Genomic DNA, 16,058 nt, shown 5'->3' with positions numbered 1-16,058 from the left:
TCACGGTGCGCCGCTGTCAAGAGCCGTGGTAGGACGGGGATTCGCGAGTGGACGAGAGAAGTCGGGAGTCGTCGGTGCAACCAGCGTTCAAGCGGGTGGGGACCGCACCCCCGCTGCACAAGACGGTGCAGGACGAGATCAGGCACTACATCATCAAGCGCGGGCTGCGGCCCGGTGACCCGCTCAAGCCGGAGGCCGAGCTGGCCCGGCTCTTCGGCGTCAGCCGCAACTCCGTCCGGGAGGCGGTGAAGGCCCTGGAGTCCACGGGCGTGCTCGAAACCCGCCGCGGCAGCGGCGTGTTCGTCCGGGACTTCTCCTTCACCCCGCTGCTCGACAACCTCCCGTACGGGCTGATGCAGGGCCCCCGCGCGCTCGGCGAGCTGGTCGCGCTGCGCAAGGCGCTGGAGTCCGGGATGATCGCCGACGCGATGGCGTCGCTCACGCCGCGGAGCGTGGACGCGCTGCGCGACGTGCTGGCCGGGATGCGGGCGGCGGCGGACCGGCACGAGGAGATCGCCGAGCTGGACCGGGAGTTCCACCGGCTGCTCTTCGCCGACCTCGGCAACTCGATGCTGCTGCAGCTCTTCGACCTGTTCTGGGTGGCCTACCACCGGGCCGCGCCCACCGCCCCGCACCGCGACCCGGAGGTGATCCACGAGTTGCACGCCCGTATTCTCGACGCGGTCCTCAGCGGCGATCCCGAGCAGGCCAGGGAGGCCGTGCGGCAGCACTACGTCGGCATCGAGGAGCGGGTCGCGGGGTCCGCGTCCTGACGGGCGCGGGTACCCTGGCTCGCTCCTTGCGCGATTGGGGCCGACCGGCGCGTTGACAGCGGCCGTATCGCGGTGGTGGGCTCTCCGCCTGCGCCCCGCGCGGGCACGGGCCGTGCGGGACTGGTGTACGGCACACGTACGCGCATCCTTAACCGCCGTGAAACGCGGGGGCGATGAGCAGTCGACAGCGTCGGCGTACGGTCGGAAGACGGCCGGCAGCCGGGGTGCGGGACCGGTAACGGACGGAGGGCGGACGGAGTTGGGCGGAGCTGCCAGGCGGCGAGTGGCCACGGCGACGGCGCTGTCCGCCGCCGTGATCGGCGGGCTGCTCGGCGGCCGCGCGCCGGAGGCCGCCGCCCAGCCGCAGCAGCCGGGCGCCGGCGGTACGGAGTCGGCCGAGACGCCGGCCGCGGAGGAGGCGCTGCGCGACGCGGTGTGGCCGCGCCCGCAGCAGTTGAACGCCCGCGCCGGCGAGGTGCACGCGGGCGGGCAGGCGGTGCTCGTCACCCCCGAGGGCGCGGACCCGCGGGGGCTCGCGGAGCTGCACGAGGTGCTGCGGGCGGTCGGCGTACGGGAGTTCACGCAGGTGCGCCCCGGCGCCGCGCTGCCCGCGGCCGGGCTCGTGGTCTACGCCGACCAGGCGCCGGCCGGCCCCGCGGGCGTCGCGGGCCCCCCGCCGCGCCGCTCCCCCGCCGACGCCGCGCTGCGCGCCCTGGGCGCGGGCGAGCAGGCCGACCTGCCGGCCGGCGGCTACCGGCTGGCCGCCGGGCAGTACGAGGGCCGCGACGTCGTCGCGCTGGCCGGGACCGACGCGGCGGGCCTCTTTCACGGCGTGCAGACGCTGCGCGAACTGGCCCGCGCGGCCCGTACCGAGAACACGCTGCCCGCCGTGTCCGTACGCGACTGGCCGGGCACCGCCGTGCGCGGCATCGCCGAGAACCACTACGGCCGACCCTGGAGCCACGAACAGCGCCTGGCGCAGCTCGACTTCATGGGCCGGACCAAGCTCAACCGCTACCTCTACTCCCCCGGCGACGACCAGTACCGCCAGGCCGGCTGGCGCGAGGCGTACCCCGCCGACCAGCGCGCCCGGTTCCGCGAGCTGGCCGAGCGGGCCCGCGCCAACCACGTGACGCTCGCCTGGGCGGTGGCGCCGGGCCAGGACTTCTGCTTCTCCTCGGCCCGCGACCGCAAGGACCTGCTGGCCAAGGCGGACGCGATGTGGGCGCTGGGCGTACGGGCCTTCCAGCTCCAGTTCCAGGACGTCAGCTACAGCGAGTGGGCCTGCGGCGAGGACGCGGACGAGTACGGCTCGGGCCCGGAGGCCGCCGCCCGCGCGCAGGCCGAGACCGCCAACGCGCTGGCCGCGCACCTGTCCCGGCGGCACCCGGACGCGGCGCCGCTGTCGCTGCTGCCGACCGAGTACTACCAGGACGGCACCACCGACTACCGCTCCGCGCTCGCCGGCGAGCTGGACGAGCGGGTCGAGGTCGCCTGGTCGGGCGTCGGCGCGGTGCCCAGGGAAATCAGCGGCGGCCAACTGCGCGACGCGCAGGCCGCGTTCGGCGGCCACCCGCTGATCACGCAGGACAACTACCCCGTCAACGACTACGCCCGCGACCGCATCTTCCTCGGCCCCTACGACGGCCGCGACCCGGCGGTCGCCGCCGGCTCCGCGGGCGTGCTGGCCGGCGCGATGGAGCAGCCCGCCGCCTCCCGGGTGCCGCTGTTCACGGTCGCCGACTACGCCTGGAACCCGCGCGCGTACGACCCGGACGCCTCCTGGCAGGCCGCCGTGCGCGACCTCGCCGCGGACGCCCCGGAACCGGACAAGGCGGGCGCCGCGCTCGCCGCGCTGGCCGGGAACTCGGCGTCGTCGGAGCTGGGCGCCAGGGAGTCGGCGTATCTGCGGCCGCTGATCGCGGACTTCTGGCGCGAGCGGGAGAGCGCGGCGGGCGGCAGGCGGGACGCGGAGAAGGCGGCGGCGCGGCTGCGCGAGGCGTTCACGGTGATGCGCCGCGCGCCGGAGGAGCTGGCGCCGCTGGCGGACGGCACGTTCGGCGACGAGGTGCGGCCGTGGCTGGCGCAGTTGGCGCGGTACGGGGCGGCCGGCGAACGGGCGGTGGACATGGTCACCGCGCAGGCCGCGGGCCGCAACGAGGAGGCGTGGCAGGCCCGTCTCGAGCTGCAGCGCCTGGCCGGCGAGGCGGGCCGCGGCGGCGGGGTGGTGGGCGCGGGCGTGCTCGACGCCTTCCTCAGCCGGGCGCTGACGGACTCCGACTCCTGGCTGGGCGCGGGCGGCGGCGCGCAGCGCTCCGCCGGCGCCGGGGCGGCCGTCTCGGGCGGCGCGGAGCCGCTGGAGGGCTCGTCGGTGACGGCGGCGGCCGACGGCAGGCCGGCCACGGCGTACGAGGCCGCCCGGCCGCCGTCGCCCGGCACGCACGAGGCGCTGGTGGTGGAGTTCGACCGGCGGCCGCTGCGGGCGGTGACGGTGCTGACCCAGCCCGGCACGGGCACCCGCGCCGAGGTGCAGATCCGGGTACGCGACGGCGGCGGGACCGCGTGGCGACCGGTCGGCGAACTCGACGGCGGCGGCTGGACGGAGCTGCCCGCCGGGCGCGCCGAGGCCGACGCCGTACGGCTCGTGTGGGCCGCCGACACCACCGCGCCCGTGGTGCACGAGGTGGTGCCGTGGTCCGCCGCGGAGCCGGGCGCCCGGCTGTCGCTCTCCCGCGACGAGGCGGACGTGACGATCGGCGGCGAGCCGGTGGTCGTGGACGCGGAGCTGTCCGCGCGGCGCCCCGGCGACGCGGGCGGCAAGGTGACGGCGAAGGCGCCCCGGGGGCTGAAGGCGAAGGCCCCCGGCGAGGTGCGGATAGCCCGCGGCACGACGGCCAGGGCCCCGGTCGAGATCCGGGCGACGGAGGACGTGCCGCCGGGCACGTACGAGGTCCCGGTGAAGCTGGAGGACGGCGGCGCCGCCCAGGTCCGTACCGTCACCGTGCACGCCTACCCCGCGGTCGGCGGCCCCGACCTGGCGCGTGCCGGCCACGCGTCGTCGTCGGCGGACGAGACGCCGGACTTCCCGGCGGCGGCGGTGGCGGACGGCGACCCGGAGACGCGGTGGTCGTCGCCGGCCGCGGACGGCGCCTGGGTGCAGGTGCGGCTCGCGAAGCCGGTGCGGGTCGGCGAGGTGGCGCTGACGTGGGAGAGCGCGTACGCGAAGCGCTACCGCGTGCAGGTCTCCGCCGACGGCCGCCGCTGGCGCACGGCGGCGGCGGTGAACGACGGCGGGGGCGGCCGCGAGTCGGTGCGGATGGACGAGCGCGAGGTGCGCTACGTCCGCGTCCAGGGCGTGGAGCGCGCGACGGAGTTCGGCTACTCGCTCTACGCCCTGGAGGTACGGGCCGTCCGCGACTGACCGCGCGCCGGGCCGGCCCGGCTCAGCCGTAGTGCCGCCGGGTACGGGACCTGGCCTCCTCCGGGGCTCCGGCGCGGTCCAGGCCCAGGAGGGCCGCGCCCAGGACCGGCGGGGCCGTGACCACGCGGGGGACCGCCTTCGGGGCGCGGGCCGTGAGCAGGGCGCGTATCCGGTCGTCCAACTGCGCGTGGCCCGCAGCCAGGACGCTGCCGCCGAGCACCACCGGAACCTCCTCGTCCAGCAGGCCGAGCCGCTCCAGCGCCACCGCCGCCAGCGCCACCACCTCGTCCGCCTGCCGGTCCACGATGGACCGCGCCACCGGGTCGCCCCCCGCCGCCACCGCGAAGAGCAGCGGCGCGAGACGCTGGGTGCGGGCGACCGGGACGGTGCCGAGGTGGACGCCCTCGATCAGCTCGTGCATCGTGCCGAGGCCGAAGTGCTCCGGCACCGCCGTCGCCAGGGCGGTCGGCTCGCCGCGGCCGTCCTCCGCCCGCGCCGCGTACCAGACCGCCTCCGCCGCGAGCCCCGCACCGCCGCCCCAGTCGCCGGACAGCTTGCCGAGGGCGAAGAACCGGTGGGTGCGGCCGTCGGGCAGCAGCCCGGCGCAGTTGATGCCCGCGCCGCACACGACGGCGACGCCGCGCGGCTGCGCGCCGGGCGGCAGGCCGGCCCGCAGCAGGGCGAAGGTGTCGTTGTGGACGGCGACCGTACGCCCCCAGCCGCGCGCCTCCAGCTCCGCGCGGATGGTGCGTTCCTCCACGGGCAGGTCGACGTTGGCCAGGCACGCGGACACGTGCGGGGCGACGGCACCGCCGGAGCCGTCGCCCCCCGCCTGCCGTACCGCGCCGGCCACCGCCTCCGCCAGCACGTCGACCGCCGCCGCCACCCCCGTCACCGGCGGCCGGAAGCCGCCGCTGCGCCCCTGGCCCAGCACCGTGCCGTCCGCCGCGACCAGCGCCGCGTCCGTCTTGCTGTTCCCGGCGTCGATCGCCAGCACGGCGACCGGGCTCAGGCCCACGGCAGATACTCCCGGTTGTGCGCGATCAGCGCGTCCGTCAGCTTCTCGGCGCGGTCGTACTGCCCGACCAGCGGGTGTGCGAGCAGCGCGCGGAAGACGCGCTCGCGCCCGCCCTCCAGCGCCGCCTCCAGCGCGAGGCGCTCGTACGCGGTGGTGTGCGCGACGAGGCCGGCGAACAGCGGGTCCAGCTCCGGGACCGGCAGCGGCCTGGCGCCCTCGGCGGTGACCTCGGCCTGCACCTCGACGACCGCGTCGTCGGGGAGGAACGGCAGCGTGCCGCGGTTGACGGTGTTGACGACCTGCACCGCGCCCGCCGCACCGCCCAGCAGCGACGCGGCGAGCGCGACGGCGGCCTCGGAGTAGTACGCGCCGCCGCGCTGCGACAGCAGCTCCGGCTTGGTGTCGAGCGCCGGGTCGGCGTACATCCGCAGCAGCTCGGCCTCCATCCCGGCGACCTGCGCGCCCCGCGAGGGGCCCTCGCGCTGTTCGCGGACGACCCGGTCGTGGGCGTAGTAGTAGCGCAGGTAGTACGAGGGCACGACGCCGAGCCGGGTCAGCAGCTCCGGCGGCAGCCGCAGCTCGCCGGCGATCCGGGCGCCGTGCTCGCCGATCAGCTTGGGCGTCACGTCGACGCCGCCGGGGCCGCCGAGGCGTACGCCCAGCTCCCAGGTGAGGTGGTTGAGGCCGACGTGCTCCAGGTGGACGTCCGCGGGCGGGGCGTCCAAGAGCCGCGCGAACGTCCGCTGGAGGTGGATGGCGACGTTGCACAGGCCGACCGCGCGGTGCCCGGCCTGCAGCAGCGCGCGGGTGACGATGCCGACGGGGTTGGTGAAGTCGATGATCCAGGCGTCGGGGGCGGCCTTGCGGACCCGTTCGGCGATGTCGAGCACCACGGGCACGGTGCGCAGCGCCTTGGCGAGGCCGCCCGCGCCGGTCGTCTCCTGCCCGACGCAGCCGCAGTCCAGCGGCCAGGTCTCGTCCTGCTGCCGCGCCGCCTGGCCGCCGACGCGCAGTTGGACGAGCACCGCGTCCGCGCCCTGGACGCCCTCCTCGAGACGGGCGGTGGTGACGACCCGCCCGTCGTGGCCCTGCCGGGCGAACATCCGCCGCGCCAGGGCGCCGATCAGGTCCAGCCGCTCGGCGGCGGGGTCGATGAGGACCAGCTCGTCGACGGGCAGGGTCTCGCGCAGCCGCGCGAACCCGTCGACCAGCTCGGGCGTATAGGTCGAGCCGCCGCCTACCACTGCGAGTTTCAACCTTTGACTCCTGTCAGGGTGACGCCCTCGATGAAGGCTTTCTGGGCGAAGAAGAAGACCACGATCACCGGGGCCATGACCAGGACCGTGGCCGCCATGGTGAGGTTCCAGTCGGTCTGGTGGGCGCCCTTGAAGGACTCCAGCCCGTAGCTCAGCGTCCACCAGGCCGGGTTCTCCGAGGCGTAGATCTGCGGCCCGAAGTAGTCGTTCCAGCAGTAGAAGAAGTGGAACAGGGCGACGGCGGCGATGGCGGGCTTGGCCATCGGCACCACGATGCGCAGCAGGGTGCGCAGTTCGCCGCAGCCGTCGATGCGCGCGGCCTCGGTGTACTCCCGCGGGATGGTCAGCAGGAACTGGCGCAGCAGGAAGACGCTGAAGGGGTTGGCGAACGCGAAGGGGATGATCAGCGGCCACAGGGTGCCGGTCATGTCCATCTGCCGGGACCAGAACAGGTACATGGGCACGATGACGACCTGCGGCGGCAGCATCATGGCCGCGATGACCATCATCATCGCCAGGTTCCGGCCGCGGAAGCGGAACTTGGCCAGCGCGTACGCCACGGGGAGGCTGGAGCCGACCGCGAGCACGGTGCCCAGCCCCGCGTAGAGCAGCGTGTTGCGCCACCAGGTGAGGAAGCCCGGGGTCTCCCACACGGTGCCGAAGTTGCCCCATTCCCAGGTACGCGGCCACAGCGCCCGGGTCAGCGCCTGGTCGTCGCTCATCACGGCGGTGAGGAAGACGAAGACGAAGGGGAGCACGAAGAAGAGCGAGGCGGCGATCGCCAGGGCGTGCACCGCGACCCAGTTCAGCAGTTCCCTGCGGCGCGCCTGCGCGTTCGTCGCGGGGCGGCGCCGCGGGCGCCGGCCCCGGGCCGCGGGGCGCGCCGCCGCCGGCCGCTTCCGCTCGACCGGATGTACCGCGGCCATCAGTCGTCCTCCTTCAGGAAGCCGCTGCCGCGGCGCATGAGCACGTACGTGAAGGCCATCGCGAGGACGAAGAGCACGAGGGCGACGACGCAGGCGGCGCCGGTGTCGAACCGCTGGAAGCCCAGGTGGTAGACGCTCTGCGGGACGGTGAGGGTGGACTTCTCCGGGTAGCCGGGCTCGAAGTGCTCTCCCGAGCCGCCGATGACGCCGCTGGCGACCTTCGCGGCCACGATGGGCTCGGTGTAGTACTGCATCGTGGCGATCACGCCGGTGACGACGGCGAAGAGCACGACAGGCCGGATGTTCGGCAGCGTGACGTACCGGAAGCGGGACCAGGCGCCGGCGCCGTCCAGCTCGGCGGCCTCGTACTGCTCCTTGGGCACGTCCAGCAGCGACGCCATGAAGATCACCATGAGGTCCCCGACGGTCCACAGGGCGAGGATCGTCAGGCCGGGTTTGGACCACTGCGCGTCGTTGAACCAGCCGGGCTCGCCCAGGCCGAGCCGGCCGAGGATGGTGTTGACCGGTCCGGTGCCGGGGTTCATCAGGAAGACGAACGACATGGTGGCGGCGACCGGCGGCGCCAGGAACGGCAGGTAGAACACGGTGCGGAAGACGCCCGCGCCGGTTTTGATCCTGGTGATGAGCAGGCCGATGCCGAGCCCGAAGAGGGTCCGCAGGGTGACCATCACGAGCACGAGCCACAGGGTGTTGGCCAGGGCGGGCCAGAAGAAGGGGTAGTCGAACAGGACGTAGCGCCAGTTCTTCAGCCCCACCCAGACGGGGGCGGTGAACCCGTCGTACTTCATGAAGGAGAAGTAGACGGTCGCGCCGAGGGGGTAGGCGAAGAAGACGCCGAAGCCGACGAGCCAGGGCGAGAGGAACCCGAGGGTGCGCAGCGCCGCGCGGCGGCGCCGCGCACCCAGGGTGTAGACGGCGGCGGACATCAGCCGGCCTGCGCGTTGTCCTTGTCGATCTGCTCGTCGGCCTGCTCCAGCAGGGACGTCAGATCGTCCTCCTTGCCGTTCTCGTACTTCAGCCCGTAGTCCTGGAGCGTGAGCAGGAAGGCGCCGCCGTTCTTCGAGGGCGGGGCGTGGCTGGACTCCGGGTGCTGGGCGATGTCGACGAACGTGCGGTACACGGGGTCGTCGTTGAGCTTCGGGGACTTCAGCGCGGCCAGCGTGGAGGGCACGTTGTGGATGGCGTTGGCGAAGTCCACGACGGCGTCGGTGTCGGTGGTCAGGTACTTCACCAGTTCCCAGGCGGCGTTCTTCTTGTCGCTGGTGGTGGCGATGCCGGTGATGGTGCCGGAGAGGTAGCCCTTGCCGTACGAGTCCGCCTGGTCGTCGGGGACGGGGAAGGGGGCCGCGCCTATCTCGAAGCCGACGCCGGCGTCGGCGGCCATCTTGCCGCGCCACTCGCCGTCCATCTGCATGGCGACCTGGCCGGTGTGGAAGGGGTGCTTGGGGCCCCACTCGTCGCCGAAGGTGTTGCGGTACTTGCGCAGCTTCTCGAAGCCGCCGAGGGCGTCGACCATCCCCTTCTGCCACTCGAACAGCTCGGCCATGTTGGGGTCGCCGGCGGCGTTGGAGTTGCCCTCGCCGTCGAAGTAGGTGAGGCCGAACTGCCCGCCGTAGTGCTCGACGGTGGTCTCGTAGCCCTGGTAGTTGGGCATGAAGCCGAGCTGCTCGTAGCCGTCGCCGTCGGGCTTGGTGAGCTTCTTGGCGACCTCTTCCAGTTCGGAGAGGGTCTTCGGGGGTGCGTCGATGCCGGCTTCGGCGAAGGCGTCCTTGTTGTAGTAGAGGCCGTAGGCGTCGCCGAGGAGGGGCAGCGCGCAGCGCTTGCCCTCGTACTGGGTGTACTCCAGCATCGGCGCCGGGAAGGTCTCCTCCGGGCTGATGCCGGACTCCTTCAGGAACGGGTCGAGGTCGGCGAGGACGTTGGAGGAGCAGAAGCGGCCGACGTTGTCGGTGGTGAACGAGGACACCACGTCGGGTCCGTTGGAGCCGCCGGCGCGCAGGCCCTGGTTGAGCTTGTCGTCGTTGACGCCCTTCACGGACTTGACCGTGATGTTGGGGAACTTCTTCTCGAAGGCGTCGATGTTGGCCTCGATCGCCTCGACCTCGGACGGTGCGCTCCAGCCGTGCCAGAAGGTGAGCGTGACGTCGGCGTCGGGGTCGTCGTCCGCTCCGCCTGAGTCGTTGCTGCCGGTGCAGGCGGCGGCGAAGAGCGAGAGCGCGGCCGCGGCGGCGACCGCGGCGACGGCGCGGGCACGTGGGCGGGTTGTGGGCATGGTCGTCGTACCTCCTGGCGGATGCAGGGGAAAATCGGGCGGGTGGGGCGGGAGCAGCGAGCCGGGTGGGGCGGGAGCAGCGAGCCGGGTGGGGCGGGAGCAGCGAGCCGGGTGGGGCGGGAGCAGCGAGCCGGGTAGGGCGAGTGCAGCGAGCCGGGTGCAGGTGTGCCGGATCGGGCCGGGCGGGCCGGCGTCAGCGGGCGGTGGTGTCGAAGACCTCGTCGCGGGTGGTGGCGAGCGCGCTCTCCAGCGCGCCGGTGAGCACGGGGTGCCGCTCGACCGCGCCGGTCACCAGGCGCGGCCGGGGCACGGCCAGTTCGGCCAGCTCGGACTGGACGAGCGCGCGCAGCCGCTCGCCGCCGGCGGCCAGCACGGCGCCCGAGAGCACGATGAGCTGCGGGTCGAGGACGGCGACGACGGAGGCGAGGCCGACGGCCAGGCGCTGGGCGTAGCGGTCGAGCAGTTCCGCGTGGCCGGGCTCCCCGGGCTCGGCGGCGGCGCGGGCGACGAGTTCCGCGGCGACCTCGGCGTAGTGTCCGCGGCCGGGGGTGAGGCCGAGTTCGCGGGCGAGCGGGGCGAGCGCCTGGGCGCCGGCCAGTTCCTGGAAGCCGCCGCTGTTGGCGCGGGTGACCTGGCGGACGAGGGTGGCGCCCGGCACCGGCAGGAAGCCGACCTCGCCGGCGCCGCCGGTGCCGCCGCGGTGCAGCCGGCCGCCGATGACGACGGCGGCGCCGAGGCCCTCCTCGTTCCAGAGCAGGACGAAGTCGTCGTGGCCGCGGGCGGCGCCGCGGCGCTGCTCGGCGACGGCGGCGAGGTTCACGTCGTTGTCGTACGCGAGCGGCATGGGCAGGGCGGCGGCCAGCTCCTCCAGCAGCGTCGGGGAGTGCCAGCCGGGCAGGTGGGAGGCGTAGCGCAGGCGGCCGGTGCCGGGGTCGAAGGCGCCGGGGGTGCCGATGACGGCGCGGTGCAGTTCTGCGCGGGTGAGCCCGGCGTCCTTGGCGGCGCCGTCGACGGCGCGGACGACGCGGCGCACGGTCCCCTCCGCGGCGCCGCCGCCGGTGCGCTTGGCGGTGGCCAGTTCGTACGAGCCGACCGTGCGCCCGGTGACGTCGGCGACGGCCGCGCGGATCCGGGCGGCGGTGACGTCGAGCCCGACGACGTGGGCGACGGCGGGGTTGAGGGCGTAGAGCTGGGCGTTGGGTCCCGGGCTGCCCTCGCTGGTGCCGGTGGCGACGACCAGCCCGGCGGCCTCCAGCCGGGCCAGCAACTGCGAGGCGGTCGGCTTGGACAGTCCGGTGAGCTTGCCGAGCCGGGTGCGCGAGAGCGTGCCGTGCTCCAGCAGCAGCTCCAGCGCGGCGCGGTCGTTCATCGCGCGCAGTGTCCCCGGGCCACCGGCCATGGGCGTCACCTCTCCCCGGTCCGGACGGGTGCCGTACCGCTCGCCGCTCCGAATGGTTAGGAAACTTTCCTATCGGAGTGCGGCGAAAGTAATGCCGCGGACGAAGCGCGTCAAGAGTGCGGGCGAAACGCGCGCCGGGCCGCCCGCGGCGGCCCGGGACCGGGCCCGCTCCGGCCTACTCCCCGCCGCCACCGCCGCCCGACGGCCCCTGCTGCGGCACCGCCACCCGCTCCGCCCGGGGCGGCACCATGGCTCCCGGCGGTACGTCCGACATGACGATCCCGGCAGCGAGCAGCGCCTCCCTTATCCGCCAGCGCAGCTCGCGCTCGACCCCGATGGACTTCCCCGGCATCGTCCTGACCTGCACCTGGATGACGGCCGTGCCCTGTGCGACGGCGGTCAGGCCGAGCACCTCGACCTCGCCCCACAACTGCTCGCTCCACGGCTCGGTGCGGCCGAACTCCTCGCCGGTGGCGGCGATCACGTCGCGCACCCGGTCCAGGTCCTCGTCCGCCGCCACCGGCACGTCGACGACGGCCGTCGCCCAGCCCTGGCTGAGGTTGCCGATCCGCTTGACCTCGCCGTTGCGCATGTACCAGATCGCCCCGTTGTCGCCGCGCAGCTTGGTCACGCGCAGCCCGACCTCGATCACCTCGCCGGTGACCTCGCCGACGTCGATGGTGTCACCGACCCCGTACTGGTCCTCGATGAGCATGAAGACGCCGGAGAGGAAGTCCATCACCAGGTTGCGGGCGCCGAAGCCGAGCGCGACGCCCGCGACGCCCGCGCTGGCCAGCAGCGGCGCCAGATCGATCTTGAGCGCGGAGAGCACGGTCAGGGCGGCTGTGCCGAGGATCACAAAGGAAGCGCTGCTGCGCAGGATGGAACCGAGCGCCTCGGATCTCTGTCTGCGTCTCTCGTGGTTGACGAGGAGCCCGCCGAGGGCGGTGCCGTCCACGGCGTCGGCGGTGCGCGTCATCCGCGTTATCAGCTTGGTGATCATACGCTGGACCACGCGGCGCAGCACGTACGCGATCACGACGACGAGCAGGATCCGCAGGCCCACGCCCAGCCACGAGGCCCAGTTCTCCTGGATCCACCCGGCCGTCTCCTCCGCGCTCTTGCGCGAGTCCTCAAGCGGCGTCGGGGAGGGGCTCTCGGCAGCCGGGCGGGCGGTGGCGAACACGGCGTGGAACCTTCCGTTCAGGGGTGGGCCGCCCTCACCCTACCCGCCGCTCCGGCCTGCTCCTTTAGCGTCGCTTTACCACCGCGGGGGCCGTCCGGCGGACGACCGTACGGCCCCCCGGCGACGCCCGTGTTGCGGTCCGGTTACCGCCCGGTGGGACCAGGCGTAGGGCGGGCCGGAAGGGGGGATCAACATCACGGGGACGGCCGTGGAACCTTGCCGGGCGGTTGGCCCGTTTACCTGATCGTGGTGGCGCGGAGGCGGGAGTGCAGGACACACTGTTGACCAGATCGTCCCGGCGCGAGCCACGCGCCGCCGGCGTACAAGGAGGCACCGTGCCGCACGTCCTCGTCCTCAATGCTTCCTACGAGCCGCTCGGCGTCGTGCCACTGCGCCGCGCGCTCGTGCTGGTGCTGAACGGCAAAGCGGTCAGCCTGGAGGAATCCGGTGCCTTCCTGCACAGCGCCACGCGGGTGATAGCGGCGCCAAGCGTCGTGCGACTGCAGAGGTTCGTACGGGTCCCCGTGAGGGGGCCCGTTCCGCTCACCCGGCGGGCGCTCTTCGCCCGCGACGGGGGGCGCTGCGCGTACTGCGGCGGCGTGGCCACCAGCGTCGACCACGTGATCCCGCGCAGCCGCGGCGGCCAGCACCGCTGGGACAACGTCGTGGCGGCCTGCCGCCGCTGCAACCATGTGAAGGCCGACCGGCCGATCCACGAGCTGGGCTGGCGGTTGCGCCACCAGCCCGCGCCGCCGTCCGGACTGGCCTGGCGGATCATCGGGACAGGGCATAGGGACCCGCGCTGGCTGCCCTACCTGCAGCCATATGGCGCGGACGAGGCCCTGGCCCGGATCGACGGCATCTCAGCCTAGAACCGGGCCTTTGTTATGCCCGCGGCGACCCCCGCCGCGGTCCGGCGCCCCGGTACTCCCCCCGGGGCGGCAAGCCGGTCGGAACAGGAACCGAACGGATGCGCTGGGCGTGAAGAAGGGCAGGATGGGGACCCAGACGCCCGCTCGCGCTGCGCGCTACGGTACCGATCCGAACAAGATCCCGGGAATCGCGGTGTGACGGCCTGAACGGGCCGCCATACTTGCCGACGTGCCCGGGGTGGACTGGACCCGCCCACGCAACCGGGCGAACAGCCAGCGACCCAGGGGGAGGTCACGTGACGTACCCGCCGCCGGCCGGCAGCGCCGCGCCGCCGGAGCATCGGACCGCGCCTGCGTTTCCCGCGCAGGCCGGCCCTGACGGCACACTCGTACCGCAGCAGGGCTCCCCCACGGGCGGCTCCGCCGCGCCGCCGCCGCCCGCCGCGCCACCGGGGCGGCGCTCCGCGTTCGCCGAGGGCGTCGACCGGCTGCGCGCCGCCGCGACCACCGAGCCGGGCCGGCTGCGGATCATCGGGGCCGTACTGGCGGCGCTGGTCGTGCTGTTCGGGGCGCTCACCGCCTGGCAGGTGTCCGACCGTTCCGCGGCGGCCGACGACGTCATCAACCGCAGCCAGCCGCTGAGCGCCGACGCCGCCGACATCTACCGCTCGCTGGCCGGCGCCAACACCACGGCCGCCACCGGCTTCCTGGAGGGCGGGCAGGAGCCGGCCAAGGTGCGCGAGCGGTACGACGCGGACATCCAGCAGGCGTCGAAGCTGCTGGTGAAGGCCGCGGCCAACTCCCAGGGCGCCGCGGAGTCGCAGAAGCAGATCGAGAAGCTGAACCAGGCGCTGCCGGTCTACACCTCGCTGGTCGAGACCGCCCGCGCCAACAACCGCCAGGGCCTGCCGCTCGGCGGCGCGTACCTGCGGTACGCGGACGAGCAGATGCGCGAGACCCTGCTGCCCGCCGCCGAGCAGCTCTACCTGTCCGAGACCGGCCAGTTGGAGCAGGACTACTCCGACGCCAAGTCGTGGCCGTGGGCCGCGCTGGCCAGCGGGCTGCTCGCGCTCGGGGTCCTGTTCTGGGCGCAGCGCCGCCACTACCTCCGTACGAACCGGGTGTTCAACCACGGCCTGCTGGCGGCCTCCGCGGCCACCGTGATCGTGCTGCTCTGGCTGACCGTCGGGCACACCTTCGCCCGCTCCGGCCTCGGCGACTCCGACCGGCACGGCGCCCAGTCGCTGCACGCGCTCAACGAGGCGCGGATCAACACCCTGCGGGCCCGCGCCGACGAGAACCTGACGTACGTCAACCGCGGCTCCGTCACCACCGAGGACGGCCTCGACAAGTACGAGGACAGCTACCTCAAGGGCATGACCGAGCTGGCCGGCAAGAACCCCGAGGCCGAGGCGGCGCCAAAGCGGAGCCTGCTCGGCCGCGCGCTGGAGCTGGCCGACGACGACCAGGGCCGCGAGCCGGTCGCCGAGGCCATGGACAACGTACGCGAGTGGCGCAAACTGCACGGCGAGGCGCAGACGAAGAACGTCGCGGGCGAGTACGAGGACGCCAAGGACATGGTCATCGGCGGCGACGGGGAGAAGTCGACCAGCGAGTTCTTCGACCAGGTCGACGACAGCCTCAGGGAGGCCCTGGAGCACGAGCGCGGGGAGTTCAAGTCCGCGGCCGAGGACGGCCGCGGGGCGCTCGCCGGGCTGTGGATCGGCGCCGGGGTGCTCGCCGTGCTCGGCGCGGCCGGCGCGGTGTTCGGCATCGGGCGCAGGCTCTCGGAGTACCGATGACGGCGAAGGGGGAGGCAGCGATGCGGACGGCGAAGGCACCGAGGACGAGGCGTAACCTGCGCGGCTGGGGCGGCGTGGCCGGGACGGCGGCGGCCGTCGCGCTGACCGCCGCCCTGCTGCCCGGTCTCACCGGCGACGGCCGCCAGGACGGCACGGCGGACGACCGCGCCGCCGGCGGCGCGGTCGCGGCGCAGCAGGCGAAGTCGGCGAAGTCGAGCCAGGAGGAGTGCGAGACGCCCGAGGCGAGCCTGCGGCCGTCCGCGACCGCGTCGGGCGATGGCGTCAAGCGGATCCAGGACCGCGAGTACCTGATCGCCGGCATCGACCAGAACAGCTTCCAGTGGGGTTACCGCAACCCGCTCACCGGCCAGCTCGAAGGCTTCGACATCGACCTGGCGCGGGCCATCGCCGGGGAGATCCTCGGCGACGAGAAGGCGATCGTCTTCCGCTCGATCCCGACCAGCCAGCGGGTCCCGGCGCTCCAGGACAAGGACGTCGACATCGTGGTACGCACGATGACCATCAACTGCGAGCGCATCCAGGACGTGGCCTTCTCCACCGAGTACTTCACCGGCGACCAGCAGGTGCTGGCGCCCGAGGACGCGGGCATCACCGGCTTCGACGAGACCCTGGACGGCAAGCGCGTCTGCACCGCCGACGGCTCCACGGGCCAGGCCGCCCTGGAGGAGGACTCGCACGGCGCGGAGGTCATGCTGGTGCCCAACCAGCTCGACTGCCTGGTGCGGGTACAGCTCGGCGAGGCCGACGCGGTCGTCACCGACAACGCGCTGGCGGCGGGCCAGGCCGCGCAGGACCCGTCGATGAAGCTGTTCGGCACCCTGGACTCCACCGAGCCGTACGGCGTGGCGATGAACGAGAACGACCACGATCTGGTGCGCCGGGTCAACAAGCTGCTCGAGGACTACCGCAAGGACGGGCGCTGGCAGGACGCCTACGACAAGTGGCTGGCCGACGCCATGCCGGGGATCGAGGGACCGCCGGCCCCCAAGTACAAGGACTGAGCCGGCGCACGCCGGAGCAGGAACAGCAGGGCAACGGGCAGAGTACGGCAGCACGGAGGGAAACAGATGCCGCTCCCGCCACGGGGTTCG

Annotated in this window: 12 protein-coding genes; 5 read left to right on the top strand and 7 right to left on the bottom strand. The window is 73.8% G+C overall.

The features are described from left to right. Positions 1-47: 47 nt before the first annotated feature. Together ACFYVJ_RS25135 and ACFYVJ_RS25130 are read left to right on the top strand one after the other, a co-directional pair. Positions 48-773, top strand: coding sequence for a FadR/GntR family transcriptional regulator (locus tag ACFYVJ_RS25135; RefSeq protein ID WP_388895528.1), 726 nt, complete (start codon positions 48-50; stop codon positions 771-773). 283 nt (positions 774-1,056) lie between these two features. After that, positions 1,057-4,194, top strand: a complete 3,138-nt coding sequence (locus tag ACFYVJ_RS25130; protein ID WP_388895525.1) for a beta-N-acetylglucosaminidase domain-containing protein — start codon at positions 1,057-1,059, stop codon at positions 4,192-4,194. Positions 4,195-4,216: 22 nt separating this feature from the next. On the opposite strand, the gene ACFYVJ_RS25125 is transcribed toward ACFYVJ_RS25130, so the two are convergent. The 7 genes from ACFYVJ_RS25125 to ACFYVJ_RS25095 all read right to left on the bottom strand — a co-directional run bounded on the left by ACFYVJ_RS25125 (position 4,217) and on the right by ACFYVJ_RS25095 (position 12,272). Then, positions 4,217-5,212, bottom strand: coding sequence for an N-acetylglucosamine kinase (locus ACFYVJ_RS25125; RefSeq protein ID WP_388895522.1), 996 nt, complete (start codon positions 5,210-5,212; stop codon positions 4,217-4,219). Continuing rightward, positions 5,203-6,468 carry a 6-phospho-beta-glucosidase gene (locus tag ACFYVJ_RS25120; RefSeq protein WP_388895519.1) on the bottom strand — a complete coding sequence of 422 codons (1,266 nt, stop codon included), beginning with the start codon at positions 6,466-6,468 and terminating at the stop codon, positions 5,203-5,205. The genes ACFYVJ_RS25125 and ACFYVJ_RS25120 overlap by 10 nt, the downstream gene beginning before the upstream one ends. Continuing rightward, on the bottom strand, positions 6,465-7,394 hold the full coding sequence (locus ACFYVJ_RS25115) for a carbohydrate ABC transporter permease (RefSeq protein WP_388895516.1): 930 nt from the start codon (positions 7,392-7,394) through the stop codon (positions 6,465-6,467). The genes ACFYVJ_RS25120 and ACFYVJ_RS25115 overlap by 4 nt, the downstream gene beginning before the upstream one ends. Then, positions 7,394-8,341, bottom strand: coding sequence for a carbohydrate ABC transporter permease (locus tag ACFYVJ_RS25110; protein WP_388895514.1), 948 nt, complete (start codon positions 8,339-8,341; stop codon positions 7,394-7,396). Before ACFYVJ_RS25110 ends, ACFYVJ_RS25115 begins: the two co-directional genes overlap by 1 nt. Next, positions 8,341-9,687: an ABC transporter substrate-binding protein gene (locus tag ACFYVJ_RS25105; protein WP_388895511.1), complete on the bottom strand. Its 1,347-nt coding sequence runs from the start codon at positions 9,685-9,687 to the stop codon at positions 8,341-8,343. Before ACFYVJ_RS25105 ends, ACFYVJ_RS25110 begins: the two co-directional genes overlap by 1 nt. A gap of 193 nt (positions 9,688-9,880) precedes the next feature. Continuing rightward, positions 9,881-11,086, bottom strand: a complete 1,206-nt coding sequence (locus tag ACFYVJ_RS25100; RefSeq protein ID WP_388895508.1) for an ROK family protein — start codon at positions 11,084-11,086, stop codon at positions 9,881-9,883. Positions 11,087-11,261: 175 nt separating this feature from the next. After that, the gene (locus ACFYVJ_RS25095) at positions 11,262-12,272 is read right to left on the bottom strand and encodes a mechanosensitive ion channel family protein (RefSeq protein WP_388895506.1); all 1,011 of its coding nucleotides are present in this window, start codon (positions 12,270-12,272) and stop codon (positions 11,262-11,264) included. 335 nt (positions 12,273-12,607) lie between these two features. Here ACFYVJ_RS25095 and ACFYVJ_RS25090 point away from each other — a divergent pair, with 335 nt between their 5' ends. The 3 genes from ACFYVJ_RS25090 (at position 12,608) to ACFYVJ_RS25080 (ending at position 15,968) form a co-directional block, all read left to right on the top strand. Then, a complete protein-coding gene (locus tag ACFYVJ_RS25090) occupies positions 12,608-13,144 on the top strand; it encodes an HNH endonuclease (protein WP_027770178.1) in 537 nt (178 codons plus the stop codon). Between the two features lie 296 nt (positions 13,145-13,440). Beyond that, on the top strand, positions 13,441-14,946 hold the full coding sequence (locus tag ACFYVJ_RS25085; RefSeq protein ID WP_388895503.1) for a hypothetical protein: 1,506 nt from the start codon (positions 13,441-13,443) through the stop codon (positions 14,944-14,946). Then, entirely contained in the window at positions 14,943-15,968 is a 1,026-nt protein-coding gene (locus ACFYVJ_RS25080) for a glutamate ABC transporter substrate-binding protein (RefSeq protein WP_388895500.1), read from the top strand. Before ACFYVJ_RS25085 ends, ACFYVJ_RS25080 begins: the two co-directional genes overlap by 4 nt. Positions 15,969-16,058: the final 90 nt, after the last annotated feature.

This window comes from Streptomyces sp. NPDC004134, assembly GCF_042874195.1.
GTDB lineage: Bacteria > Actinomycetota > Actinomycetes > Streptomycetales > Streptomycetaceae > Streptomyces.
This window is presented reverse-complemented; position numbering and strand designations above follow the sequence as displayed.